The sequence below is a fragment of the Amycolatopsis sp. DSM 110486 genome, assembly GCF_019468465.1.
Lineage (GTDB): Bacteria > Actinomycetota > Actinomycetes > Mycobacteriales > Pseudonocardiaceae > Amycolatopsis.
On the sequence record NZ_CP080519.1, the window covers coordinates 9583219 to 9608877 of the forward strand.

Below are 25659 nucleotides of genomic sequence, written 5' to 3' on the forward strand. Positions count from 1 at the left end.
GGAGCGTCACCCGTGACCAAGGCCCAGGAAGTCTTCGACAGCACAGGCGCGCACCCCGAGGTCACGATCGCGCGGGTCAACAACCACGGGAGTGACACTTCACCCGGACGGTTGACCCCATTCGGAGTGGGTACCCGGCGGGGCGATGACGCTGGGAGCACAGCCATGAGCACCGATGACCTCGTCTCCGTCCTCGCCGAGGACCACCTGGGGTTGAGCAGGATCTGCACCGAGCTGGAAATCGACCACGGCAGCCCGGAGAACCGCCGGGAAGTGGCCGATCACCTCATCGCCCAGCTCGTGCGGCACGAGGTGGCCGAGGAGCCGTACCTGCCGCCCGGCCCCGCCCTGCACGGCGCCGACGACCTGATGCGCCCGGTGGAAGGCCTGGGCCCGCAGGACGCACGCTTCGAGCGCCTGCCGGCGACCTTGCTTCACGCCGTGCGGCAACATCTGCGCGAAGCCGGGCCCGCGGTCACCAGGCCGCGCAACCGCTACCCGGCCGACCGGTTGCGGGAGCTCGGCCAGGACGTCCGCGAAGGCCGCCGGGCCGCGGACTCACTGCCCCACCCGGCGATCGCCGGCCGCACACCCCCGAACGCGCTGCTGCGAACGGGGCCGGGGTTCGTCGACCGCGTCCGGGCGACGCTGACCTCCGTCCACTGAGGACCGTTCGCCACCAGCTTCGAACCGGAGGAACCCGCGAATGACCGCAGTGGAGGACGTGCTGGCCGAGTACGGCACCACCCACGCCGAGCGGGCCGGCATCAAGCTCGCCGACAAGCCGCAGCCGCTGTACCAGCTGCTCGTTCTCACCACGCTGATGTCGGCGCGCATCGGCTCCGACATCGCCGTGGCCGCGGCGAAGGAGCTGTGGCAGGCGGGCTGGCGGACCCCGAAGGCCATGCGGGACTCCGAATGGACCGACCGCGTCCACGCGCTGGGGCGCGGCCGTTACGTGCGCTACGACGAGAGCACCGCCCGCTACCTCGTGGACAGCGCGGAGTTCCTGCACGAGCGCTACCAGGACGACCTGCGCAAGCTCGCCGACGCCGCCGGCCGCTCGCCGGAACGGCTGGAGAAGCTGCTCACGGAGTTCCCCCGCATCGGTCCGACCGGCGCGCAGATCTTCTGCCAGGAGGTCCAGGCCGTGTGGCCGTGGGTGCGCCCGTACTTCGACAAACGGGCGCTGGCCGGCGCGAAGAAGGCCGGGCTGCCGGCCGATCCCGAGAAGCTCGCGGGCCTCGTGGCCGGCGACGACGTGGCCCGGCTCGCCGCCGCCCTCGTGCAGGTGAACATCCACGCGAAGAAGGACTGAGAACCGACGCTGCCGGGTCTCGCGCCCGGCAGCGTCGGTTCGATCACGGGTCCACCGTCACGGGTCCACAGTGGAGTCGGCGACCGCGGTGTGGGCCAGTGCCGCGACCGTCTCCTCGAGGCCGCGCTGGATCTCGTCGCCAGAGCCCTCGCGGACGCTGCTCAGGGTCACCTCCACGCGGCTGGCCGCGGGTCCGGCCTCGTCGATCGAGAGGGTGCCGTGGTAGTCGTCCGGGCCTTCGGCGCCCCAGGACAGGGTGCGGGTGCCTTCGTCCACTTCGAGCCAGGCGTCACCCTCGACGTGCCGGCCGTGGACCTCGGCCTCGACGTGGACGGTGTCGCCGCCTTCAGGACGCGCCGCTTGCATCTGCGAGAAGTAGTGCGGCAGGTTGCGCGGCTCGCGCAGGTAGGCGAACAGCTCATCGGCGGGCAGTTCCACGGTGGCGCTGTGCCGGTAGTCGGTCATGGGAACACCTCCTGGCCCGCCGGGTACCCGCGGGCCGCCGCGCCAACCACCGCCTGGCGGCTCCGCCGGCCGCTCGCGTTGCGGGACCACCACGTACTTCGGGTCCTGGTACGGCTGCGGCGCTCGAAGCGAAGCGCGCCCGCTGAAGGTTGAGCCGACGCGAGAGCGGGAACCCGGGGACCACCCGGCGGCCCGTGCCGGAGGGCGACGCGACGATGGAGGTGCTGTGGTGACCGAAGAGGTGCAGCCGATTCCGCCGAAGGAACGCTCGTTCGGCGAGCTCGTCTCCGACCTCACCGACCAGGTGAAGCGGCTGGTGCGCGACGAGGTCCGGCTCGGGGTCCTGGAGCTGAAGCAGAAGAGCACGCGGATGGGCGTGGGCGCCGGGTTGTTCGGCGCCGCCGGGCTCGTCGCGCTGTTCGGCGCGGGGGCGCTGGTGGCCGCCGCGATCATGGCGCTCGCGCTCGTGCTGCCCGGATGGGCGGCGGCGCTGGTCGTCGCGGGCGCGTTGTTCGTCGTCGCCGGGATCTCGGCGCTCGTCGGGCGCACGCAGATCAAGAACGCGACGCCGCCCGTGCCGCAGGAAGCCATCGAGGGCGTCCGCAAGGACGTCGAGGTCGTCAAGCAGGAGGTGCGCTCGTGAACCGCGAGTTCCCGGAGACCCCGGACGACGTCCGCATCGACCGCGACGCCACGCGCGCCGAGCTCGCGCAGACGCTGGAAACCCTCGAGCAGAAGCTCGATGTGCGCCCGAAGATCAAGCAGGGCATCGACGACCGGCTCGACCAGGCCGAGGCCAAGGTCGGCACGGTCGTCGGCGAACCGACGGCCGCGAAGTTCCGCCAGGGCGCCGAAACCGTGCGCGCCAACCCGGTCCCGGTCTTCGCGAGCCTACTCGGCCTGATCGTCGTGCTGCGGCTCATCCTGCGCCGGCGCTCGCACGAAGATTGAGTGGCGCCAAGGATGTTTGCCCGCCGCGGCCCCGCGGTACCCGGGCGGCATGACCACAACCGTTGCGGACTACGTGTTGCAGAGGCTGCGCGAATGGGACGTCGAGCAGGTGTTCGGCTATCCCGGGGACGGGATCAACGGCCTCGTCACCGCGTTCGGCGCCGCGGGGAACGACCCGCGGTTCGTGCAGGCGCGGCACGAGGAAATGGCGGCGTTCGAGGCCGTCGGGTACGCGAAGTTCAGCGGACGCGTCGGCGTGTGCGCGGCGACGTCCGGGCCCGGCGCGATCCACCTGCTCAACGGCCTCTACGACGCCAAACTCGACCACGTGCCCGTGGTGGCGATCGTCGGCCAGACCGCGCGCAGCGCGATGGGCGGCAGCTACCAGCAGGAAGTCGACCTGCAGGCGCTGTTCAAGGACGTCGCGAGCGAGTACCTCGTCGAGGTCAACGTGCCCGAGCAGCTGCCCAACGCGCTCGACCGCGCCATCCGCACCGCGCTCGCGCAGCGCGCCCCCACGGCCCTGATCATCCCGGCGGACGTGCAGGAGCTGCCGTACTCGCCGCCCGGGCACGAGATCAAGCACGTGCCCTCCAGCCCGCCCGGCCACCCGCGCGCGAAGGTCGTGCCGCCGGACGAGGAGCTGACGCGGGCGGCCGAGGTCCTCAACTCCGGTGAGATGGTCGCGATCCTGCTCGGCCAGGGCGCGCGCAACGCCGTGACCGAGGTCCGCGAGGTCGCCGAGCTGACGGGCGCGGGTGTGGCCAAAGCGTTGCTGGGCAAGGACGTGCTGCCCGACGATCTGCCGTACGTGACCGGCGCGATCGGCCTGCTGGGCACGCGCCCGAGCTACGAGCTCATGCACGACTGCGACACTCTGCTGATCATCGGCTCCGGCTTCCCGTACAGCCAGTTCCTGCCACCGTTCGGGCAGGCGCGCGCGGTGCAGATCGACCTCGACGCGCGGTACCTGGGCCTGCGCTACCCCACCGAGGTCACCCTCCTCGGCGACGCCAAGTCCACTTTGGAAGGGCTCCTCCCGTTGCTGGAGCGCAAGACCGACCGCGTGTGGCGTGAGCGGATCGAGAAGAACGTGACCGAGTGGACGGACACCGTCACGCGGCAGGCCATGCTGGCGGCGGACCCGATCAACCCGATGCGGATCGTCCAGGAGCTGTCCGAGCGGATCCCCGAGGACGCCATCGTCACCGCCGACTCCGGCTCGACGGCCAACTGGTACGCCCGCAACCTGCGCATCCGCGGGCGGATCCGCGCTTCGCTGTCGGGGACGCTCGCGACGATGGGCCCGGGGGTGCCGTACGCGATCGGCGCCAAGTTCGCGCATCCCGACCGCCCGGTGGTCGCACTCGTGGGCGACGGGGCCATGCAGATGAACGGCATGGCCGAGCTGCTCACCCTCGCGCGCTACCGCGAGCTGTGGCCCGACCAGCGGTGCGTGATCTGCGTCTTCCACAACGGCGACCTCAACCAGGTCACGTGGGAGCTGCGCGCGATGGGTGGCGCGCCGAAGTTCGAGCCGTCGCAGTCGCTGCCCGAAGTGTCCTATGCGGACTTCGCCCGCGGCATCGGGCTGGGCGGCATCGCGGTCGACGACCCCGAGCGGCTCGGCGACGCCTGGACCACGGCGCTCAACGCCGACGTCCCGACCGTCCTCGACGTGCGGTGCGACCCCGAGGTGCCGCCGATCCCGCCGCACGCGACTTTCGAGCAGATCAAATCCATGACCGAATCGGTGCTCAAGGGCGATCCCCACGCGTGGCACCTGGTCGCCCAGGGCCTCAAGACCAAGGTCCAGGAGCTCCTGCCGACGCGCACCTGATCCCGCGCACCAGAAAGGAGTCCCTTGTGGACACGCACGACCTGCGTCCCCTGACGACAGCGACCGGACCGTTCGCCTCGGTCCACTTCGACCAGTCACATGACACGGAAGACGCGGCCAAGCAGCTTCGCTTGCGACTCAGGGAGATCAACGCGGCCCTGTCCGAGCAGGACGCCGACCCGGCGACGGTCGCCGCGATCGTCGAGGCGATCGAAGCCGCTCCCCCGCCTGTCGGGCCGGCCGGGCGGAGCCTGATCGCCGCGCACGGCGAGATCGTGGCCGACCGGCGGCTCGCCGCGCCACCTGCCGCGCAGGAGGCGCGGTACTCGGACCTGCCGTACTTCCTGCCGGTGGTGACGCACGCCGAGGACGCGCCCGAGCACGTGGTGGTGCTCGTCGATCGCCACGGCGCGGACGTCGAGGTGCACCACCCCGACGGCACCGTGCGCGCGGAAACCGTGCAGGGCCCCGAGGACGACGTGCACAAGGTCCGCGGCGGCGGCCCGGCGCACCGGAACCTGCAGCACCGCACCGAGGAAGCCGTGCGGCACAACCTCGAGGGCGTCGCCGCGGCCGTGGCCAAGACGGTCGAACGGACCGGCGCCCGCCTGGTCGTGCTGGCCGGCGAGGTGCAGGCCCGCGCCGAGCTGCTCGGCCTGCTGCCGGAGCCCGTTCGCGCGATCGCCGAGGAGACCGACGTCGGGGGCCGCGCCGCCGGCGCCGACCGCGCCGAGCTGGACGAACACGTCCACGAGCTGCTGGCCGGCCGCCACCTCGGCGAGCTCGACGACCTCGCCGAACGCTTCCGCGCCGAGGTCGGGCGCGGTTCGGGCCTCGCCGTCAGCGGCCTCGAGGCCGTCACGGCGGCGCTGTCCGAGGCCAACGTCGCCACCCTGCTCGTCGGCGACCCCGGCGACGCCGAGGTGCTGACCGGCCGCGAACCCACCCAGGTCGGCGTCGCCGCGCCCCGGCTGGCGGCGCTCGGCGCTCCCGAACCCGCACCCCACCGCGCCGACGAGGCCCTCCCCTACGCCGCCGTGGCCGTCGGCGCGGACGTGGTGGTGATGGACGAGCGCCTCGACCTGCCCGGCGGGTTCGCCGCCCTGCTGCGCCACCCGTGACCCCGTGACCCTCTGACCCCCGGGCGGTGCGGGCAGGCGGCGGGGTGTGCCCGCACCGCCCGGACACCACGGCGGTGCCAGACATTCCCCGCCAGACATCGCACTGCAGAAGGGCCGGCCGGACACGCCGTTCCGGCCGGCCCTCTGCGCTGCCTCAATCCTCCTTCGCAGCCCCCATCACCGCGCCCGCGACGGCTTCCACCACGCCGTCGTCGAAGACGGTCGGCACGATGCGCTGCGGGGTGAGGTCGTCGGCGACGACGTCGGCGAGGGCGCGGGCCGCGGCGAGGAGCATGCGGCTCGTGACGCGGGGCGCGCCGGAGTCCAGCAGGCCGCGGAAGACGCCCGGGAAAGCGAGCACGTTGTTGATCTGGTTCGGGTAGTCGCTGCGGCCCGTGGCGACGATCTCCGCGTGCTTGCCCGCGATGTCCGGGTCGATCTCGGGGTCCGGGTTGGCCAGTGCGAACACGATCGCGCGGTCGGCCATCGCGGCGACGTCGTCTTCGCCGAGCAGGCCGCCGGCGCTGACGCCGATGAAGACGTCGGCGCCGGAGAGCGCGTCGTGCAGGCTGCCCTCGACGGCACCGTCGCGGTTGGTGTTCTCCGCGAGCCAGCGCTTCTCGCCGACGAGGTCGCGGTCGGGGTGCAGCACGCCTTGGCTGTCGCAGACGGCGATCCGCTCGTACCCGGCCTCGCGCAGCAGCCGCGCCGTGGCGCTGCCCGCCGCGCCCGCGCCGGAGATCACCACGGAAGTGCCGGCGGGCTCGCGCTCGGTCAGCTTCATCGCGTTGTGCAGCGCGGCGAGCACGACGACCGCGGTGCCGTGCTGGTCGTCGTGGAAGACGGGGATGTCGAGCTCGTCGTGCAGGCGGCGCTCGACGGTGAAGCACCTCGGCGCGGCGATGTCCTCGAGGTTGATCGCGCCGAACGAGGTCGCGAGGTCCTTCACCGTCCGCACCAGGTCGTCCGGATCCCGGCTGACCGGGCAGATCGGCCACGCGTCGACGTCGGCGAACCGCTTCAGCAACGCCGCCTTGCCCTCCATCACGGGCAGCGCGGCGGCCGGGCCGCGGTCGCCAAGGCCGAGCAGCGCCGAACCGTCGGACACGATCGCGACCGAGTTGGCCTTCACCGTCTCGCGCATCAGCGCGGACGGGTCGTCGGCCACCCGCTCGGCCACCTCGGCGACCCCGGGCGTGTACTCCTTGGCCAAGTCCTCGGGTCCCTCGAGTCGGACCCGGACCGAGATCTCCACTTTTCCACGGCTACGGCTCATGTCCCGCCGGATACCCCGGGCGGACACCGGGAAATCAGCCGGTTTTTCACCGGCGTTACGCCCGCAGAGCCGGCAACAGCTCCTTCTCGCGAAAGCCAGGAACTCCTCCCGCCGGTCGCCTCCGACCTGGATCAGCGCCGGGTCCGTGACGCCCGAATCCGCGAACTGCTGCACCGCTTCCCGGATCGGCCCCACCTCCGGACCACCCGGGATACCCGCGGCCACGTCGTCCTGGCGCACGAACTGCGTCGCGCCCGCGAACCCGGCCGGCCCCGGCAGCTCCGAGTTGACCTTCCACCCCCCACTGAACCAGCGGAACTGGTCGTGCGCTCGCCGGATGGCCGCGTCCCGGTCGGGATCCCAGCACGGCAGCTGCGCGACCTTGCGCATCGGCGGGCCGAGGCGCGTGGCGTCCCACTCGCCGCACAGCGCCGGGTCGGGCTCGACCGCGATCATCACGTCGGCCCGCGCGGCGAACCGGTACACCGCCTGGTCACCGGTTCGCCGTCACCCGGCGCGGCGCGCTCCGGGGGCGTTTCCCGGGGTGATCTGCGAAGCTGCCTTCCATGGCTTCCCGGACGAGTTCTCCCTGGTTGCGCTGGACGACGATCGCCCCGGTGGTCGCGGTGGTCGTGCTGGCGGTGACGTGGGGGCGGGTGCTCGGGACGGTGCCGGTGATCATCGTCGCGGTGGTGCTGGCGGCCGCGGTGCTCGCGGCGGTGCATCACGCGGAGGTGGTGGCGCACCGGGTCGGCGAGCCGTTCGGGTCGCTCGTGCTGGCGGTGACCGTCACGGTGATCGAGGTGGCGCTCATCGTCACGCTCATGATCTCCGGCGGCCCGAAGACGGCGTCGCTCGCGCGGGACACGGTGTTCGCCGCCGTGATGATCACGTGCAACGGCATCCTCGGCCTGTCGCTGCTGGTGGGTGCGTGGCGGCGCAAGACGGCGGTGTTCAACGCGGAGGGCACCGGCTCCGCGCTGGCCACCGTCGCGACGCTCGCCACCCTCAGCCTCGTCCTGCCCACGTTCACCACTTCCCGCAGCGGCCCGGAGTTCTCCCCCGGGCAGCTGGCGTTCGCCGCCATCGCGTCGTTGATCCTCTACGGGCTTTTCGTCGTCACGCAGACCGTGCGCCACCGCGACTTCTTCCTGCCGATCGACGACGAAGGCGCCGTGGTCGAAGAGGATTCGCACGCGAAGCCGACGACCACCCGCACCGCCCTGTTCAGCCTCGGACTGCTGCTGGTGGCGCTCGTGGCGGTGGTCGGGCTGGCCAAAGTGGAGTCGCCGGCGATCGAGGCCGGCGTGGCGGCGCTGGGGTACCCGCAGTCGTTCGTCGGCGTGGTGATCGCGCTGCTCGTGCTCCTGCCCGAGACGCTCGCCGCCACCAACGCCGCGCGGCGCGACCGCGTGCAGGTGAGCCTGAATCTCGCGCTGGGTTCGGCGATGGCCAGCATCGGCCTCACGATCCCGGCGATCGCGCTCGCGTCGATCTGGCTCAGCGGGCCGCTGCTGCTGGGCCTGGACGCCACGCAGATCGTGCTGCTGGTGATCACCGTCGTGGTCGGCGGCCTCACTGTGGTGCCGGGCCGCGCGACGCGCCTGCAGGGCGGCGTCCACCTCGCGCTGCTGGCGGCTTTCGTGTTCCTCGCCGCCAGTCCCTGAGCCAGTTCCCAGGCCACTGTCGAGCCGGGCCGCGCCCGTTCGTCCTCGGGGTGCAAGGACCTCGTGGAAAGGACGGACGATGGAGACTTTGGCGTTGTACCGGCAGGCGCAGGACGGGTTCGACGCGGTGCTCGCCGTGGTGCCGGCCGAGCGCTGGGACGCGCGCTCGACGTGCCCCGAGTGGTCGGTGCGCGACCTCGCGGGCCACGCGGTCTGGGGCCAGCACCAGCTGCGCGCCTGGGCCACCGGCGAGGACTACGCCGACCGCTCGGGCGCACCGGGTTCGCCCCACCCCGCGCCGATCGCCGGTGACGATCCGCTCACGAGCTGGCGGACGGCCCGCACGGCCTGCCTCGCCGCGCTGACCCCCGCGGCGCTCGCGCGGACCACCACGATCCCGGGCCTCGGCGAGGTACCGGTCGCCGCCGTGGTGAGCCTGCTGACCACCGACCTGGTGGCCCACGCGTGGGACATCGGCCACGCCCTGGGCGCCGACGTGCGCCTCGACCCCGCCACGGTCGCGGCCGCCTTCGACTGGGCCCGCGCGCACGCCGTGCGCGCCCCCGGCTTCTTCGGCCCGGAACTCACGCCGCCACCCGGCTCGGACGACCAGACGCGGATGCTCGCGTTCCTCGGCCGGGCCGCGTGGGAGCCGGTCGCCGCGTGACGCCGGCCGGTGGGTGTGTCCGATGTGGACACACCCACCGGCACGGCAGTCGGTGCCGCGCCAGGTCGAGTCGAGCTGTTCGGCAACCAGCCCGGTCAGCAAATCGAGTATTCGGCGTACCTGCCCGATTTCGGCGGGTGGCAGCAATCCGGCAAGAACCGTCAGGAAGCGGGCACGACCTGGCCGAGCGAGCCGATCACCGCACTCTGGGTCTCCCTCCCCTGACGCGGCACCGGCGAACGGCGGGCGTGACCCCGGTCTTCGAGGTCGCGCCCGCGCCGGGTCACTCCCCGAGCGCCTTCCGGCCCCGGTCGAACGCGGCCAGTGCGGCGCCGACCGCGGCCGCGACCGTGACCTCGAAGACCTCGTCCTCGGTGTGGCCCGCGGCCAGCAGCGCGGCGACGTCGGAGTCGGTCACGCGGTAGGACGCCGTGCGGACGGCGCCGGCGTAGGTCTGCCACGGTTCGGCCACCGGGTCGCCCGCGACGAGCGCCGCGCGCAGGGCCCGGTCGGTGACGCCGCTGGCCTCGGTCACCGCGTGGCGGAGGTTCGAGACGACGTCGCCGTGGTCGGCGCGCGGGCCGCCCGACAGCAGGAAGCCGGGGAAGCGGTAGCCGAAGCGGTGCAGCGACCGGGTGCCGCTCTCCAGCTGGCCGTCGCGCAGCTCGAAGCCGAACGCGTTGGCCAGGCGGTTGACGACGTCCCACACCAGGTTCACCCGCAGCGCCTCCAGCACGGCCGGCGCGGGCACGTCGGCGACCAGCGACGCGTCGGGCTCGCCGCCCGGCCGCGAAACGGTGTCGAGGAAGGCGCGCACCGCCCGCAGTTCCGGGCGGGCGGACGCCGGCTCGTCCGGGTCGAGGGCGCCCTCGCCGGCGATGCGCGTGAGCTCCGCGTGGGTGACGATGCAGAACGGGCACTCGTGCAGCTTCGCCGTGCCCATCGCCAGGTACTCGCGCTCGCCGGCCGTCCAGGACGACGGGCCGCGCATGGCCGGCGCCGTGAGGTCCAGCAGCGCGCGGGTCATGAACTCCGGCCGGTACAACAGCGTCAGCACGATGTCGGGACTGTCCACACGGGACACCGCGGACGTGGCCGACAGGAACAGCTTCGCGCGACGGCGGTGACCGCGCTCCAGAATGGACAGTCTCACGGTGTCTCCCCAGGGCCGAGTGCGTCGAGGTCGAGCAGGCGGCGGGCGAGGAACCGCCGGTCCGCCGGCGTGTGGGCCAGTTCGTGGGCACGCCGGTAGGCGGTGGCCGCTTCGGCTCGCCGGTCGAGGCGGCGCAGCAGGTCGGCGCGCGCGGCGTGCATCAGGTGGTAGTGCTCAAGGCCGTCGATGCGGTCGATCAGCGCGAGCCCGTCGACCGGGCCCTGCGCCATCGCGACCGCCACGGCGTGGTTCAGCGCGACGACGGGCGAAGGCGTGAGCTCCAGGAGCCGCGTGTACAGGCCCGCGATGCCCGCCCAGTCCGTGCGTTCGGCCGACGGCGCCTGCGCGTGCAGCGCCGCGATCGCGGCCTGCACCTGGTACGGCCCGGGCTCGCCGTGGCGCAACGCGCGGTCCAGCAGCCCGAGGGCTTCCGCGATCTCGGCCCGATCCCACAGCGTGCGGTCCTGGTCTTCCAGCAGCACCACGTCACCGTCGCCGTCGTGCCGCGCGGCCGCGCGCGAATCGTGCAGCAGCAGCACGGCGACGAGGCCGAGCGCCTCCGGTTCGTCCGGCATCAGCGTGGCCACGAGCTTGCCGAGCCGGATCGCTTCCTGCCGCAACGCGGTGTGCTCGGGTGAGCCGGCCGCGGCGGTGTAGCCCTGGGTGAAGATCAGGTACACCACGGCAAGTACGCCGGCAAGCCGTTCGGGCAGCAGGTGGTCCGGCGGAACTTCGAGCGTGATGCCGGCGTCGCGGATCTTGCGCTTGGCCCGGACCAGCCGCTGCGCGAGCGTGGCTTCACCGATCAGGAACGTCCGCGCGATCTGCCCGGCCGTCAGCCCGACGACGGCCTGGAGGGTCAGCGCAACGCGCGCCGGCTCGGCGAGCGCCGGGTGGCAGCAGGTGAAGATCAGGCTCAGCCGTTCGTCGCCGACCTCGAGCAGGCGCCGGTCGGAGAAGTCGGACATCGGCACCTCCTCCGGCTCGACCCCGATCGCCGCGAGCTTCTCCCGGCCCAGGCGGGCGCGGCGCAGCCGGTCGATCGCGTTGTTGCGCGCCGCCGTGAGCAGCCACGCGACCGGGTCGTCGGGTACGGCGCTCCACTTGCGCAGGGCGAGTGCGCACGCCTCCTGCAACGCGTCCTCCGCGAGCTCGAAGTCGCCGAGCACGCGGATCAGCGCGGCGAGCATCCGCGCACGGTCCGCGCGGTAGACCCGCTCCACCGCGGCGGCCGCCGGCTCACTCAGCAGGGGCCGCCACGTCGACCGGCGCGTGGCTCACACCCGGGATCCCGACGACCGGCCGTACCTCGATCGACCCTTCCTCCGCCATCGGGCACAACGCGGCGAGCTCGAGGGCTTCGTCGAGGTTGCGGCAGTCGAACAGGTAGAACCCGCCGAGGTGCTCGTGGGTCTCCGCGAACGGGCCGTCGGTGATCAACGTGCGCCCCTCCCTCACGCTCACGGTGGTCGCCGTCGACTCCGGGTGCAGCGGCTTGCCCTCCACCCACACGCCGCGGCGCCGGCACTCGTCGGCGAACGCGTTCACCCGCGCCACCGCCTCTTCGAACCCGGGGTCGCCCGGTTCGGGGCGTACGCAGTTGTAGATCAGCAGCATGTACTGCACGTGTCCTCCGCCTCATCTGGTCCAGGTCGTCCGAAGAGGATGACGAACAGCCCGACCGTAACTCGACACGGCGCGGCGAGCGTGGCGAAAAGTTTCTTCGGGCCCGTTCAGCCGAGCAGCGACGGGTGCGGCACGGGCGGCGCGCCGAGCTCGTCGCGGCGGCTGAGCGGGGCGGTGCCGTCCACGTCGGTGACCCCGAGCCGCCCGCCGAGCTCCGCGCCGATGAGCGCACGGCCCGAGTAGGCCATCAGGTCGGGCGACGCGTAGAGCGCGGCGATCACGCGGCCGGTGAACTGCGGCGATTCACGCGGGACGGCGGTGCGGGCGGCCGGCGGGAGCGTCGCGAGGTGCGCCTCGGCGCGTTCGGTGCGCAGGCCGCCCATCCAGATCGAGACGGCGGCGACGCGGTGCGGGCGCAGGTCTTTCGCCATGTCCGCGGCCATCTTGTCCGCGCCCGCCTTCTGCGCGCCGTAGGCCGGGCCCTGGTGGTAGGAGACCGCGCCGTAGTGGCCCGTGTGGACGATCAGGCCGCGGCCGTTGGCCAGCAGCAGCGGCGCGGCGTGGTGGGCGGCGACGAAATGCGAGCGCAGGCCGACGGTGATCAGGTCGGCCGCCTCGAGCGGATTGGCCCAGAACCCGCCGGGTCGCATCGGCTCGGCGACCTTCGCCGCGTTGTTCACGAGGATGTCGAGCCGGCCGTGCTCCTGCGCGACCCGGGCGAACAGCGCGGCGACGGCTTCGTCGTCGGCGTGGTCCACGACCACGGGCACGCCGGTGCCGCCGGCCTCGTCGATCAGGGCCGCGGTGTCGGCGACCGTGCCGCCGTGGGGCGAGTCGCCGGGTTTCGCGCTGCGGCCGGTGACGTAGACCGTGGCGCCGGTCGCGCCCAACGCCAGGGCGATGCCCTTGCCGGCGCCGCGGCTCGCGCCGGTGACCACGGCGATCACGGGAGCCATGGGATCTCCTCTCCATCCGGACGTCGTGTCCGTTTCCTGCCACCGACGATATGGACACGGCGTCCGGATGTCACGGTGATAGCGGACACGGCGTCCGGATACACTGGCGGCGTGACCGGTCCGGCCAAACGCCAGCGCGCCGATGCGCGCCGCAACTACGACGTGCTCTTCGAAGCGGCGAAGGACGTCTTCGCGCGCCTGGGCACCGACGCGCCGCTGGAGGTCGTCGCGCAGGAGGCGGGGGTCGGGCGCGGCACGCTGTACCGGCACTTCCCGTCGCGCGAGCACGTGTTCGCCGCGATCATGCGCGACAGCGCGGACCTGCTCGACGCGCAGGCCCGCGACCTGCTCGACGCACCCGACGGCGCCGGCCGGCTTCCGGAGTGGCTACGGCTTTACGACCGCGCCGCCACCGAGTACCCCGGGATGAGCGGGCACGTCGGCGACGGGCTGGCCGACGACGGCTCTCCCGTGGCCACCACGTGCGCCCCGATGAAGGCGAGCTTCGCCGCGTTGCTCGACCGCGCCCGCGCCGAGGGCCACGTGCGGCCCGACGTGACGGCGACGCAGGTGCTCACCCTCGTCGGCGCCCTGCCGAAGGACCCGGCGACGGGCCGCACCGCCGAGCCCTACCTCGACGTCGTGCTGGAAGGGCTTCGCATCACCACGTGACGGGCAGCTCGTACACGCCGTACACGGAACCGTTGTGTTTGAAGGGAATCTCGTCGAAGCCGGCCGCGAGGGCGAGCGTCGGGACGCGCCTGTAGAGCGTGTTGTAGACGACCTGCAGCTCCACCCGCGCGAGCGGCTGCCCGAGGCACTGGTGCACGCCGAACCCGAACGCCACGTGCCGGCGCGAGTCCGGGCGGCGCACGTCGAGCCCGTCGGGATCGGGGAACACGCTCTCGTCGCGGTTGGCGATGTCGTTGGCCATGATCAGGCCCTCGCCCGCGCGGATCGTCTCGCCGGCGATCTCGATGTCTTCGATCGCCACGCGGCGGCGGCCGTTGTGCGTGATCGTGAGGTAGCGCAACAGTTCCTCGACCGCGCCGGCGATCACGGCCGGGTCGTCGGCCTCGCGGACCAGGGCGAGCTGCTCGGGGTGGCGCAGCAGGGTCAGCGTGCCGAGCGCGATCATGTTGGCCGTGGTCTCGTGGCCCGCGATCAGCAGCAGCACGCCCATCTGCGCGGCCTCGGCGCGCGTGAGCTCCCCGGCCTCGACGCGGTCGGCGAGGCCGGACAGCAGGTCGTCCTGCCGGTGGGCGAGCTTCTCCCCCATCAGCTCGTCGAGGTACCCCAGCAGCGCGCGGTGCCCGGCGGCCCGTTCGGCCGGGTCGGCGTCGCGCTTGATGATGACCTTGCTGTTGGCCTGGAAGAAGTCGTGGTCGCGGTAGGGCACGCCGAGCAGCTCGCAGATCACCAGCGAGGGCACCGGCAACGCGAACGCCTCCACCAGGTCCACCGGGTTCGGCCCGGCGAGCATCGCGTCGAGCGAGTCGTCCACGATCTTCTGCACCGCCGGCCGCAGCGCCTCGATCCGCCGCACCGTGAACGGCGCCGTCACCATGCGGCGCAACCGCGCGTGCTCCGGGTTGTCCATCAGGATGAAGCTGATCGCCGACCCACCCGGCGGCAACGGCGCGGGGCTCGGGTAGCCCGGCCGCGTGATGTCCGCGCTCACCCGTGCGTCCGCCAGCAGCGCCCGCTGGTCCGCGTACCGCGTGACCAGCCACGGCGTGCTGCCGTCCCACAGCCGCACCCGCGCCAGCGGCCCGGCCTCCTGCAGCTCGCGCGCCCGCGGCGGCGGGTCGAACGGGCACCCGGCCGCCCGGGCCATCGGGAACTCGGGCACCTCGTCGGCGCCCGGGGTGGCCTGGTCCAGCGTGCTCGTCATGCGTTCCTCCGCGGCGGGTGGGTTCGTCGGTCTGAAGTGGACAGTGGTGGGGTGGTCAGCCGTGTGTTCTTGCCGCGCCTGAGGGGCGCTTGCCCGGGCAACCCAGCACACGTGCGCGACCGGCTCGAGCGTCAGCGGGCATCGGGTGTCGTCACCGTGGCCGGGGCGAGCCAGAGGCCGACGATGGCGTCGACGAGGCCCGTGCCGGCGGTGGGCCAGTCGGGGCGCGGGGTGGGGATGGCTTCGGCGAGGGCGCGTTCGCGTTCGGCGCAGGTGTGGACCATCAGCAGGCGCGCCATGGCGTCGCGTTCGGTGCGGGCGGCGGGGGTGAGGTGGGGCAGGCAGGTGTCGAGGCCGTGGAGGATGCGGTGCAGCGCCGGGGCGCTGAGGGCCTCCTCGATCATGATCCCGCGCAGCGCGGGGTCGGTCATCACCTGCGCGGCGAAGCGCGCGAACCACGTCGGGGCGCGCAGGGCGGCCAGGTGGTCGGTGACGGGCCGCACCAGGCACTCGACCCAGTCGCGCACGCCGGCGTCCTCGGCGACCCGCGCGACCATGCGCGTCCGGATCGTCTCGATGCCCGCGGCGTGCTTGCGGGCGATCGCGCGGACGAGGTCGGCTTTCGTGCCGAAGTGGTAGCCCACGGCGGCGTTGTTGCCCTGGCCCGCGGCCTCGCTGATCTGCCGGTTGGACACCGCGTACACGCCGTGCTCGGCGAACAGCCGCTCGGCCGTGGCGAGGATCCGTTCCCGCGTCGACTCCGCGCGGATCGCCTTCCCGGTCATTCCGGCCAACGTTGCTCCTCCCCGCGTCGCACCTGCGGTTCGTGATCAGTCAACCGGATCTTCGTGAGTTAAGTCAAGCGCTTGAATTCAACCCAGGATGTGCGGCACCCAGGAAGCCGCGTCCTTCCGCGCGCACGACCCCCACCGAATGCTGGGCGGCGAACCCCTCAGGAAGCCGACCATGACCGAAGCACTCGAGATCACCACGTTCCACCTCACCGGTGACTTCGGCGGTACCGACTTCATCGCCGTGAACTCCGACGTGGACGCCTACCTCAAAACCCGCCCCGGCTTCCGCTGGCGGCGCATCACGCAGGACGACGACGGCACGGTGGTCGACGTCGTCGCGTGGGACAGCGAAGCCGACGCACGCGCCGGCGCCGCCGGCATCATGACCGAGCTCGCCGGCTCCCCCGTGCACGCGATGATCGACCAGGCGACCGTCGACTTCCGGATCCGGCCGGTGATCCACCGGCTCGACTGACGGGGCGGCTACGCCGCGACGGGGTACTGGTTCTGGAAGTCCAGCCGGTGATCGGCCCCTGCCGCCAGGCGGTCGAGTTCCTCGTCGAGCTTCAGGAACGTCTGCCACGGCTGCTCACCGGTGGCATCGGCGAGACGGGCGACGACGAGCTGCTCCAAGTCCGGGACCCGTTTCGCTTTCCAGACCTTGTCGGCCAGGCTGACCAGCAGGTCGTCGAGCTTGGTGTCGGGCTGATCCCAGCAGCCGTGAGTCCGCGCGAACCGCGCCAGCCGCTCGTCGATGCCCTGTGCGAGCAGCAGCTCGTAGCCCGCTGCCTCGTAGTCCGAGCCGGGCCCGGACAGTTCCCCGGGGTGGGCGATCTTGCCGATGTCGTGGGTCGCCGCGCCGAACAGCACCGCGGGCCGGTCGAACGCGACCGTCGGGTAGGACCGCAGGAGCCCGCGTCGGTGGCCACGAAACCAGGGTAATCCGGGGCGCCAACGCACGTTCACGACGGAGTAGCGTCACACTGCGCGACAGCCAGCACGACAGGGAGGACCCGGCGTGACGCCGATCGACGCCACCTTCAGCCTCGTCGACCACCATGGCGCGGCGGTGACCGAGCAGGACTACCGAGGCAAGTGGGTCACGGTTTTCTTCGGCTTCACCCACTGCCGCATGGTGTGCCCGCGTGCGCTCGGCCGCCTGACGACCGCGCTGGACGAGCTGGGGCCGCCGGCGGACAAGGTGCAGCCGCTGTACATCACCGTCGACCCGGAGCGGGACAGTCCCGAGGTGATGCGCGCCTACCTCGAAGGCGACCACCCGCGTTTCACCGGCCTCACCGGCACGCCGGAGCAGATCGAGCGGGCCAAGCGCGCCTTCCGCGTTTTCGCGCGCCGCAAGGACGATCCCGAGGACCCCGACGGTTACGCGGTGCCGCACACCGCCATCACCTACGTGCTGGACCCCGACGGCGCCTACGCCACGCACCTCACCGACGGCCTCGACGACAAGACGTTCACCGAACGGCTGCGCGAAACCGTCACGCAAGAAGCCTGAAAGCTGGGGACCGGTTGCCGGAGCCGCCCTACGGCCGGCTCCGGCAACCGGAAGTCAGCTCAGCTTCGCCGGCACGTTGTACGCCTCCACCGACAGCCGCGGGGACTTCACGGACCGCCGCGGCGCGACCGTGACCGTGCGGGACTCCCCTGGCAGCAGCCAGAAGTAGTTGTCGCCGTAGATCGTCGGCAGCACGCGGTCCTTGCCGTTGTTCTCGCGCAGCGACAGCCGCACCATCGCGGCCACGGTCTTGCCCGTGTTGCGGATCGTTGCGGTGTAACCGTCCTTGCCCGCCGAACGAAGGCTGGTCGACAGCTGCGTGCGCCCCAGCTGGTTGAGCGCGCGCATCGACGTGTCCGCCTGGTAGCGCCAGTACGTGTTCTCCGAGACGACGGCGCCGTGCGAGTCCGTCATCGTCAGGCGCAGCAGGTGCAGCGCAGGAAGGTCCGCACCGAACGGCACCGTAAACGCGGCCGTGCCCGAGATCGGGGCCACGTCGACCTTCTCCGTCTGCGCCGCGCCCAGCGGCTTGCCGTCGAGCCCGTGCAGCTGCGCCGTCACGGTCATGCCGCTCATCGCGTCGGGCGTGTGGTTGATCGCCCGCACCTGCCAGGTCGTGAGATCCGCCTGCACGTGCCGCGACTCGCAGCCCTTGCGCGAGCCGTAGTAACTGCCGTTCACGTCGAGGTCGTAGTCGTAGGTCTGCCACACCGTGCTGTGCCAGGCCGGGTGCGACATCCACAGCAGCACGCCGGTGGCGTCGTTCCACAGCTTGGAGTTCCACGCCTCGAAGATCGCGCGCATGCTCTCGAAGTTCACGAACTGCGCCTTGCGGCAGAACTCCTCCAGGCTCGACGAAGGCGCGAGCCGCGCGTCGATCGCCGCGAGGTAGGTCTGCGGCGACTGGTTGCCCTGCGTGGACCAGTCGTGCAGGAACCACGGCGCGCCGATCGGCCAGCCCGCGTCGCCCTCGCCGACGAGGTTGCGCATGCTCTCCACCACGGACACGGTGGGGATGCCGATTTCGCTCCAGAAGCCGGCCTTGCCGCCCGTCGCCTCACCGGTGAAGTACTGCTTCGGGTCGAGCCAGCGGTACGGGCCGTCGCCGGTGATCACGCCGCCGGCGGAGTTGCTCTGGTAGAGCAGGTCCGTGTTCTCCGTGACGATCGAGCGCAGCGCCTGGTCGATCACCGCCGGCGGGGTGCCCTCGTTGCAGCCGAACCACACCGCGACCGACGGGTGGGCGCGGTAGCGCAGCACGGTGTCCTTGGCCTGGGCCAGGAAGATGTCGTGGTTGGCCGGATCGGTCGAGAAACCGTCCCAGAACTCCGTCCACACGAGAATGCCGTAGCGGTCGCACGCTTCGAACAGCTCTTCGCGGTAGGAGGAGCCGATCCAGTTGCGCAGCATGGTGAAGTTCATGTCGCGGTGCATCGCGACGACGTTGTCCACGCGCTCCGGCGGCATCCGGCGCAGCAGCTCGTCCCAGCCCCAGCTGCCGCCGCGGCAGAACACCTTGACCCCGTTGACGATGAACGTCAGCGGCTTCGCGGAGTTGTCCACCGACGCCACGTCGGTCCAGGCGTCGCCGTCGGCCGAGACCTGGATCCGGAACGTCTGCGCATACGCGGTCTCCCACGCCAGCACGACGCGGTCGAACGACGTCGTGGCACCGAGATCGACCTGCAGCCACTGGTTGTCGGCGTACTCCGAGGTCCAGCGCGTCTTCGGGTCGCCGTCGAACGCGTTCGGCGGCGGGTTGCCGTCGGCGACCGTGGAGCTGGTGCCCGTCTTGCCCTGGGCCAGGTCGGTGCCGGCGTTCGCACTGTCCACCACGGACATCGTCCAGAGCGAGAAACCCCATCCGGTGGCGCGTTTGTCGCACTGCACGCGGACGTAGCGCGCCTGCTGCGGCGCGAGGTCCACGGTCTGGGAGGCGACGCCGTCGACCGGCGTCACCGGCTGGTCGTAGGTGTAGGTGATCTGGCGGATGCCGAACTTGAGGTTCTTGCGGTCGCTCACCGCGGAGCCGATGGCGGCGGTCACGGTGAGGTCGTGCAGGGTCGCGTCGCCGTACCCGTTGGGCCACCACAGCTTCGGGTTCTTGATCCGCAGCTGGCCGAACGCCGACGGCGCGAAGACGGCCGCGCCCTCCTCACCCGGCGCGACGGTGACGGTGCTGGACAACGAGATCCCGTCGAACGCCGTGGTGACCTTCACCCGCTGGGCCACCGATCCGGCGTTGCGGACGGGGACCGTGATGGTCACCTCGGCGACGTCGGTCGCGGGCAGGTTGGGCAGTTTGGTGTCCACGCGGGTGTCACCCACCACGATCGCGCCGGTCGAGCGCAGCCGGACGTGGTTCCAGATGCCGGACGCGCGGTCGCGCACCGCGGGCATCCAGTCCCAGCCGGACACCGCGACGAGCGTGGGCGAGTTGGCGAACATCGTGCCGCCCGCGTCCACGAAGGACTGCCCGGCCGGCCCCTTGTCGCCCGGGCTGCCGGGGAACGGCATCGGCGCGATCTTCACGGCGACGTTCTGGTCGCCGGTGCGGCGCAGCGCGGCCGTGACGTCGAGGGCGGCGCGGCCGAACGGGTGCGCCAGGTTGCCGACGTGGGCGCCGTTGAGCCAGATATCGGCCTCGTGGTTGACGCCGTCGAACTCGAGCCACACGTGCCGGCCCGCGGAGGTGTCGAGACCGCGCGGCACGGAGAACGTGCGGCGGTACCACCAGGAGTGCCGCGACAGGGCCTCCGGGATGTGCATGTTGCCCATGCCCTTGGCCGGGTCGGGCAGCTGGCCCTGCTCCACGAGCGAGCCGAGCACGGTGCCCGGCACGGACGCCGGCAGCCAGCCGCGCGTGTCGACCGCGGTGCCCGACAGGACGGCGCCGTCGGTGCTCGGCGCCCAGTCCTGCATGGTGAGGACCCAGCCCGACTCCAGCGGCACGGAGCCGTCGGCGGCCACCGCCAGCGCGGGCGGGTTGTCGTGCCCGCGCACGGGGAACGACGTCCAGCCGCGAACAGCCGGGCGGTTGTCGCCGGTCGTGCCGTAGACCTGGAACCCGTTGAGCCCCAACGGGTTGGTGGTCGAGCCCGCAGAGCTCGTGAGGCGGACCCAGCGCGCGGTGACGGCCGGCTTCAGCGGGATGGTCACCACGCCGCCGGTGCCCTGCGCGGTGCTGTGGACGGTGCGCCAGGACTTGCCGTCCTGGGAGATGTCGAGGTCGAACACGGTCGCGTAGCTCGACTGGACCTCGGTGCCCTTCGTGTTGCTGCGCGAGGCGGTCGTGTCGAACGCCGGGTCGCCCGGGCGGGCCTCGAACGTGAGCACCACGGAGTCGACCTGGCAGCGCCCCTGCAGGTCCACGATGATCCACTGCGAGTCGCCCTTGGCCGCGCGCCAGCCGGAGCCCTGCACGCCGACCTGAGCGAGGCCGTCCACCGCGAACTCGGCGGGCGTGGCCGCGTAGTCGGTGGAGGACACCTGCACGGGGCGGAACAGCGCCAGGTCGGTCGAGGTGTGTCCGTCCGTCACCGCGGGGGACGCGGGCGCCGCCGAGGCCACGCCGGGCAGCACCGCCGTCAGGCCGAACCCGGCCAGCAACCCGGTGCCGGCGGCCAGCACGCCCCGTCGCGACAGTGCCGAATCCGCGCCGGGCGCGCCGCTCTGGTCCAACGTCATGGGATCTCCCGATCTCGAGACAAAACCCGTCCACATGACGCGGGGACCGCAGGCGTCGACGTCGACGGGTGACAACGTTGCCAGGAAGCTTCCCGGCCGGTCACCCGCCCGTCAAGAAGACAAGAGAGACAAGAATCGGCCGAGATGACATCGATGTCGGAACTCGGGAGGGCGCCGGTCGTCAAGAGCCGGAGTGAACGCCGAGGTGCCCGGTTTGTCCGGCCGGGCGCGTCCGGGTTGAGCGGACGAGCCCGGCCGGACGGGTCAGCGCACGAGCACCGCGTCGCCGATCGGACGCTCGCCCGTGGCGTCCGACGGGTGGTTCACGAGCTGTCCCGCGACGGCCATGGCGGTGGAGCCGCCACCGTCGAGGTTGAGCGCGTCGACCGCGCCGAGGCTGCGCATCAGCTGCGCGCCCTCCTCGATCGTCACGCCTTCGCTGACGCCGGGCTGACGGCCGTCGACGGTCACGAGGAGCAGGCGGCCCTGCGCGTCGAGCCCGGCCATCGTGCGCGGCTGACGCTGCTCGGCCCAGGCGTAGCCGAACGACAGGTCCTTCGGGTCGAGCACGCCCTCGGTCGCGGCGTCGATGGCCTCGCGGCCGTGGCGCAGCAGCACCGGCGCCGCGCTGACGATGCCGTCGCCGGCGCGGAGGTCGACCGGCCGGCCCGACGCGGTGCGCACGCGCTCGTCGACGGTCAGCTTGCGGCCGATCGCGGCGTGGGCGGCGAGCCAGCCGGCGGCCGGGCCGATGCCCTGCACGGCGGAACCGCCTGCGGGCACCGCGCCACCGCGCGCGCCCACGGTGAGCACGCGGCCGTTGCGGTCGAGCGTGACCTGCGTGCCCGTGCCGGTGGGCAGGGCGGCGCCGAACTCGGCGGTGAAGAGCACGAGGTCGTCGACGGTGGTGCAGGTGAAGTCCTGCCGCGGCTTCGTGGTGGGCGTCAGGCCCGGCCGGCCGCAGTCGCGCACGACACCGGGCTTGCGGTTCACGCCTTCGACCGCGTGGGTCGCCGCGCCGGAGCGCAGCGTCACCGTGGACGTCAGGTTCTCGATGGACACGTCGCCGCGGTGGCCCAGGACCAGCGCGGCCCGGGCGCCGGACGACTGCGACTCGAGCTTGCCGTCGTACGCGGCGAGCCCGGCGGGCACGCCCTGGAAACCGTCGGCGTCAGCGGTCACGAAGAACCCGCCGTTCACGGCCACGAGCGCACCCGTCTTCGCCGCGATCGACGACGTGGTTTCCCGCTGTGCCACCGTGCCGTCGTGCGTTGCCTCGATGCTGCCGTGGAAGCGGCCACGGTCGATCACGGCGACGTGCACGCGCTCGGCGTCGGGCGCCTGGTCGGCGTCGTATCCCGTCCACTCCGCCACGGCGCTGAACCCGGCCGCCTTAAGCGTCGTCGCGGCCGCGGTGGCCGCCGCCTGCGTCGGGTAGGAGCCGGTGCGCACGCGCACGCCCTCGACGCCGTGCGGGGTGTCGGAGAAGCCAGGCCAGCGGACGGTGTCCTGGCGCGCGGGGTAGCCCGCCGCCTGCAGCCGGGCGGCGGTGTCGCGCGCCCACGCCGCCGTGCCGAGTTCGGCGGTCGTCGCGGCGCCGGTGACGATGTTCTTGGCCGGCGCGGTGATCGTGACCGTCCAGAACGGAGGGTGGGCCGTGGCGCTCAGCACTCCCGTGCGCACGGTAACGCCCGGCGCGACCGCGTCGGTGGTCCAGGTGTAGCCGGCGGGACCGGCCACCGAAGCGTCGGCTGCCGGCGTGAGAACCGCCGCCGCCCCTGCGACGACGACGGCTGCCGCGAGCACGCGCCGAGCGCGTGACGAAGTGAACACTGTGGGTTTCTCCCTTGGCTCAAGCGGATCCGGGTGAGTTCACTCGCTGCGGTCGACCCGGACCTGTCCGTCGGCTGGAGCGCCGGTGAACCTCTGCCGAACCGGATACGTACGTAGTTTCTCCGTAGGACTCCCGATGTGCGGGCCGCGCCGAGCCGCGACTCTGGAAGAGCAAGAAGCACAACCGACACGGAGGTCCCGCAATGGCGATCGACTCCCTTCGCCAGCCGTGTCCGGCCTGCTTCCGGTCCACGGTCCTCATCAGCCACTGGTGGGGCCGGCAGTGGACGCACGTGGGTACCTGGCGGCCGGGCTGTGAGCCGGCCGGGCGCGACCGGGAAGCGTCCCACTCCCCGGCACCGGACACCAGACCGCCCTCATCGGATCTGGCTGCCTGAACCAAGTTTCGCCGTTCCCGCCGAAAGGAGGTGCTCACTCTCCCCCCGATGGAGTGAGCCGACCCGCTGGACCCCGTACCACGGAGCACACGACGTGGTACGGGGTCCCGTGCTGCCTGCGTAAAACGGACCAATCTGACATCGGCCACCGCGAGACGTACTCTCACACCAACTCGTGGAGGTGGTCTCGATGGGGACGCTGCCCGCGGAGCTGACCAGCTTCATCGGTCGGCAGCGGGAATTGGTCGAGATCCGCAGGCTCCTCTCTGCGGGGCGCCTCGTCACGCTCACGGGAGCCGGGGGCGTCGGCAAGACCCGCCTCGCCGTCCGCATCGCCGACCAGGTGGCGCACACATTCCCCGACGACGTCTGGCTGATCGAGCTGGGCGACCTCCACGATCCCGCGCTGCTCGCCCAGACAGTCGGCGCGGAGTTCGGGATCCGCGACGCCGACGAGGATCCGCCGGGCCGGCTCGCCGAGTACCTTCGCGACAAGAGCCCGCTGCTGGTGCTCGACAACTGCGAGCACCTCGCCGAAGCGTGCGCGCGGCTCGCGCGCGACCTCCTCGCCCGCGCACCGGATCTCCGGATCCTGGCCACCAGCAGGCACGTGCTGGGCATCGAAGGCGAACGCGTGTACTCCGTGGCACCGCTGGCGGTGCCGGAAGTCCACGACCTTGCCGACGCCATCGGCCTCGACGCGGTAACACTGTTCACCGAACGGGCCACCGCCGTGTCGAGCGGGTTCGCCCTCGACAGCACCAACTGGTCCACCGTCGTCGAGGTGTGCCGCCGCCTTGACGGGCTGCCGCTCGCGATCGAGCTCGCGGCCGTGTGGCTGCGCACCCTGGCGATCGACGAGCTGCTCGACCGGCTCGACGGCACCTTCCAGCTGCTGAGCCCCAACCCGGTCGCGCCGCAGCGGCAGAAGTCGCTGATGGGCACGATCGACTGGAGCTACCTGCTGTGCACGCCGCGTCAGCGGGTTTTGTGGACGCGGCTGGTGGTGTTCTCCGGTGGCTTGCACCTCGCCGCGGCGGAGGAGGTGTGTTCCGGCGACGGCATCGAAACCGGCGAGGTGCTCGGCCTGATGGCGGGGCTCGTGGACAAGTCCATCGTGCAGACCTCGGCCAACCGGGCACCGACGCGCTTTCGCCTCCTGCAGACGATCCGTGAGTACGGCCGGCAGAAGCTGGCCGAAGCGGGCGGCGAACGGGCGCTGCGGGACCGGCACAGCGAGTACTTCCACCGCCTGGCCGGGCGCGCGCAGAGCGGCTGGGACACGGGAGCCGACCAGGTCGAGGTGTACGCGACAGTGCTGCGCGACCACGCCAACCTGCGTACGGCGCTCGAACACGACCTCGGCGCGCCGGAACGGTTCGCCGCGGGCCTCGATCTCGTCGTTTCGCTGCACTTCTTCTGGCTGCACTGCGGGCACCTCACCGAGGGGCGGCTGTGGCTCGCGCGGGCACTGGGCGTGAACCCCCGGCCGAGCCGCGATCGCGCGCGGGCGTTGTGGATCAGCGCGTACGCCGCGTGCCTGATGGGCGAACCCCGGGCGGCGCTGCCGCTCATCCGCGAGGCCGAGGAGTGGGGCCGCCGCACCGGCGACCAGGTCGTGCTCAGCTACACGGAGATGCTCACGGCAGCGTGTCGCTTCCTCGAGGGCGATTTCGCCACCGCGACGGCGTTGTTCCGCGAAGCGAACGTCCGGTTCGCCGCGATTCCGGGCTACACCAGCATCAAAGTCCTCAGCCTGGGAACGGTGGCGCAGTCCGAGGCGTGGGGCGGCGACCCTGCCACGGCCGTGACCGTCGCGAACGAGGGTTTGGCCGCGTGCGACTCGACCGGTGAGCTCCGCGCCCGCACGCACCTGCTGTACGCGCGCTCGCTCGCGCAGTGGATGCTCGGCGATAACGAGGCGGCGGAAGTGGGGCTGCTACGCGGACTTCGCACGGCGCGGCTGTTCAACGACATCCTCGGGGCGTCGCTGTCGGTGGAGCTGTTGTCGTGGGTCGCCGCCGCGACCGGCCGGACCGAACTGGCGGCCGAACGCCTCGGCGTGGCGAACCGAGTGTGGCCGCTCGTCGGCGGCAAGGCGATGCTCGGGCTGTGCCGCATGATCGACGAGCACGCCACCTGCGAACGCGAGGTCCGAGAAGTCCTGGGCGATGCCCGTTTTCGCACGGCGTTCAAGCGCGGCGTCGAGGCGTCGACCGGGTTCGAGGCCGCGCTCGCCCACCTGCTCGGTGAAAATGTCGCCCCTCCCGCGCCGGTCGCGCCCTCCCGGGACACGTCGGAGCCGGAGCTCACGAGCCGCGAGTTCGAAGTGGCCGAACTCGTCGCCGAGGGCCTGACGAACAAGGAGATCGCGCAGCGGCTGGTGATCAGCCGCCGGACGGTGGAGTCCCATGTGGACCACATCCTCGGCAAGCTGGGCTTCAGCTCGCGCAGCCGGATCCCGGCGTGGCTCGCGCAGCGGCGCGGCGGCTGAGGA

Annotated in this window: 24 protein-coding genes; 13 read left to right on the plus strand and 11 right to left on the minus strand. The window is 72.2% G+C overall.

Annotated elements, in window-relative coordinates; all coding sequences use genetic code 11:
• The first annotated feature begins 165 nt into the window (after window positions 1-165).
• A complete protein-coding gene (locus K1T34_RS46210; RefSeq protein WP_220241057.1) occupies window positions 166-666 on the plus strand; it encodes a hemerythrin domain-containing protein in 501 nt (166 codons plus the stop codon).
• 40 nt (window positions 667-706) lie between these two features.
• Window positions 707-1318, plus strand: a complete 612-nt coding sequence (locus tag K1T34_RS46215) for an endonuclease (protein WP_220241059.1) — start codon at window positions 707-709, stop codon at window positions 1316-1318.
• 57 nt (window positions 1319-1375) lie between these two features.
• On the opposite strand, the gene K1T34_RS46220 is transcribed toward K1T34_RS46215, so the two are convergent.
• A complete protein-coding gene (locus K1T34_RS46220) occupies window positions 1376-1783 on the minus strand; it encodes an SRPBCC family protein (RefSeq protein WP_220241061.1) in 408 nt (135 codons plus the stop codon).
• 229 nt (window positions 1784-2012) lie between these two features.
• Here K1T34_RS46220 and K1T34_RS54155 point away from each other — a divergent pair, with 229 nt between their 5' ends.
• From K1T34_RS54155 to K1T34_RS46240, 4 genes are read left to right on the plus strand one after another with little or no spacing between them, the layout of a single operon-like run.
• Window positions 2013-2426, plus strand: coding sequence for a phage holin family protein (locus K1T34_RS54155; RefSeq protein WP_255638057.1), 414 nt, complete (start codon window positions 2013-2015; stop codon window positions 2424-2426).
• Window positions 2423-2734 (plus strand): DUF3618 domain-containing protein, encoded by a 312-nt coding sequence (locus K1T34_RS46230; protein ID WP_220241065.1) that lies wholly within the window; start codon window positions 2423-2425, stop codon window positions 2732-2734. The genes K1T34_RS54155 and K1T34_RS46230 overlap by 4 nt, the downstream gene beginning before the upstream one ends.
• 49 nt (window positions 2735-2783) lie before the next feature.
• Window positions 2784-4574: a thiamine pyrophosphate-requiring protein gene (locus K1T34_RS46235; RefSeq protein WP_220241067.1), complete on the plus strand. Its 1791-nt coding sequence runs from the start codon at window positions 2784-2786 to the stop codon at window positions 4572-4574.
• Between the two features lie 26 nt (window positions 4575-4600).
• Window positions 4601-5695, plus strand: a complete 1095-nt coding sequence (locus tag K1T34_RS46240) for a Vms1/Ankzf1 family peptidyl-tRNA hydrolase (RefSeq protein ID WP_220241069.1) — start codon at window positions 4601-4603, stop codon at window positions 5693-5695.
• A gap of 154 nt (window positions 5696-5849) precedes the next feature.
• Here K1T34_RS46240 and K1T34_RS46245 read toward each other — a convergent pair whose 3' ends face one another.
• Window positions 5850-7457 carry a malic enzyme-like NAD(P)-binding protein gene (locus K1T34_RS46245; RefSeq protein WP_360587259.1) on the minus strand — a complete coding sequence of 536 codons (1608 nt, stop codon included), beginning with the start codon at window positions 7455-7457 and terminating at the stop codon, window positions 5850-5852.
• A gap of 80 nt (window positions 7458-7537) precedes the next feature.
• On the opposite strand from K1T34_RS46245, the gene K1T34_RS46250 reads away from it, so the two are divergent.
• The 3 genes from K1T34_RS46250 to K1T34_RS46260 all read left to right on the plus strand — a co-directional run bounded on the left by K1T34_RS46250 (window position 7538) and on the right by K1T34_RS46260 (window position 9530).
• Window positions 7538-8638, plus strand: coding sequence for a calcium:proton antiporter (locus tag K1T34_RS46250; protein ID WP_220241070.1), 1101 nt, complete (start codon window positions 7538-7540; stop codon window positions 8636-8638).
• Window positions 8639-8717: 79 nt separating this feature from the next.
• On the plus strand, window positions 8718-9305 hold the full coding sequence (locus tag K1T34_RS46255) for a TIGR03086 family metal-binding protein (RefSeq protein ID WP_220241071.1): 588 nt from the start codon (window positions 8718-8720) through the stop codon (window positions 9303-9305).
• A gap of 24 nt (window positions 9306-9329) precedes the next feature.
• Complete coding sequence (locus tag K1T34_RS46260; RefSeq protein ID WP_220241072.1) at window positions 9330-9530, plus strand: hypothetical protein; 201 nt, start codon at window positions 9330-9332, stop codon at window positions 9528-9530.
• 58 nt (window positions 9531-9588) lie between these two features.
• Here K1T34_RS46260 and K1T34_RS46265 read toward each other — a convergent pair whose 3' ends face one another.
• The 4 genes from K1T34_RS46265 to K1T34_RS46280 form a co-directional block, all read right to left on the minus strand.
• Complete coding sequence (locus tag K1T34_RS46265; protein WP_220241074.1) at window positions 9589-10458, minus strand: hypothetical protein; 870 nt, start codon at window positions 10456-10458, stop codon at window positions 9589-9591.
• Window positions 10455-11705, minus strand: a complete 1251-nt coding sequence (locus K1T34_RS46270) for an RNA polymerase sigma factor (protein WP_255638851.1) — start codon at window positions 11703-11705, stop codon at window positions 10455-10457. Before K1T34_RS46270 ends, K1T34_RS46265 begins: the two co-directional genes overlap by 4 nt.
• Window positions 11698-12084 (minus strand): YciI family protein, encoded by a 387-nt coding sequence (locus tag K1T34_RS46275; protein WP_220241077.1) that lies wholly within the window; start codon window positions 12082-12084, stop codon window positions 11698-11700. The genes K1T34_RS46270 and K1T34_RS46275 overlap by 8 nt, the downstream gene beginning before the upstream one ends.
• Before the next feature lie 107 nt (window positions 12085-12191).
• Window positions 12192-13040: an SDR family NAD(P)-dependent oxidoreductase gene (locus K1T34_RS46280; protein WP_220241079.1), complete on the minus strand. Its 849-nt coding sequence runs from the start codon at window positions 13038-13040 to the stop codon at window positions 12192-12194.
• A gap of 111 nt (window positions 13041-13151) precedes the next feature.
• On the opposite strand from K1T34_RS46280, the gene K1T34_RS46285 reads away from it, so the two are divergent.
• Window positions 13152-13712, plus strand: coding sequence for a TetR/AcrR family transcriptional regulator (locus tag K1T34_RS46285; RefSeq protein ID WP_220241081.1), 561 nt, complete (start codon window positions 13152-13154; stop codon window positions 13710-13712).
• Here K1T34_RS46285 and K1T34_RS46290 read toward each other — a convergent pair.
• Both K1T34_RS46290 and K1T34_RS46295 read right to left on the minus strand, forming a co-directional pair.
• Complete coding sequence (locus tag K1T34_RS46290; RefSeq protein ID WP_220241083.1) at window positions 13702-14934, minus strand: cytochrome P450; 1233 nt, start codon at window positions 14932-14934, stop codon at window positions 13702-13704. The genes K1T34_RS46285 and K1T34_RS46290 overlap by 11 nt on opposite strands.
• Window positions 14935-15065: 131 nt before the next feature.
• Window positions 15066-15719, minus strand: coding sequence for a TetR/AcrR family transcriptional regulator (locus K1T34_RS46295; protein ID WP_220241085.1), 654 nt, complete (start codon window positions 15717-15719; stop codon window positions 15066-15068).
• Between the two features lie 181 nt (window positions 15720-15900).
• On the opposite strand from K1T34_RS46295, the gene K1T34_RS46300 reads away from it, so the two are divergent.
• Complete coding sequence (locus tag K1T34_RS46300) at window positions 15901-16203, plus strand: hypothetical protein (protein ID WP_220241087.1); 303 nt, start codon at window positions 15901-15903, stop codon at window positions 16201-16203.
• A gap of 8 nt (window positions 16204-16211) precedes the next feature.
• Here K1T34_RS46300 and K1T34_RS46305 read toward each other — a convergent pair whose 3' ends face one another.
• Window positions 16212-16694: a phosphohydrolase gene (locus K1T34_RS46305; RefSeq protein ID WP_220241089.1), complete on the minus strand. Its 483-nt coding sequence runs from the start codon at window positions 16692-16694 to the stop codon at window positions 16212-16214.
• Window positions 16695-16746: 52 nt separating this feature from the next.
• Here K1T34_RS46305 and K1T34_RS46310 point away from each other — a divergent pair, with 52 nt between their 5' ends.
• The gene (locus K1T34_RS46310) at window positions 16747-17244 is read left to right on the plus strand and encodes an SCO family protein (protein WP_220241091.1); all 498 of its coding nucleotides are present in this window, start codon (window positions 16747-16749) and stop codon (window positions 17242-17244) included.
• Between the two features lie 54 nt (window positions 17245-17298).
• On the opposite strand, the gene K1T34_RS46315 is transcribed toward K1T34_RS46310, so the two are convergent.
• Window positions 17299-20931 carry a discoidin domain-containing protein gene (locus K1T34_RS46315; RefSeq protein ID WP_220241092.1) on the minus strand — a complete coding sequence of 1211 codons (3633 nt, stop codon included), beginning with the start codon at window positions 20929-20931 and terminating at the stop codon, window positions 17299-17301.
• Window positions 20932-21195: 264 nt separating this feature from the next.
• Complete coding sequence (locus tag K1T34_RS46320; RefSeq protein ID WP_255638058.1) at window positions 21196-22764, minus strand: phosphodiester glycosidase family protein; 1569 nt, start codon at window positions 22762-22764, stop codon at window positions 21196-21198.
• 588 nt (window positions 22765-23352) lie between these two features.
• Here K1T34_RS46320 and K1T34_RS46325 point away from each other — a divergent pair.
• Window positions 23353-25656 (plus strand): LuxR C-terminal-related transcriptional regulator, encoded by a 2304-nt coding sequence (locus K1T34_RS46325; protein WP_220241093.1) that lies wholly within the window; start codon window positions 23353-23355, stop codon window positions 25654-25656.
• The last annotated feature ends 3 nt before the right edge of the window (window positions 25657-25659 follow it).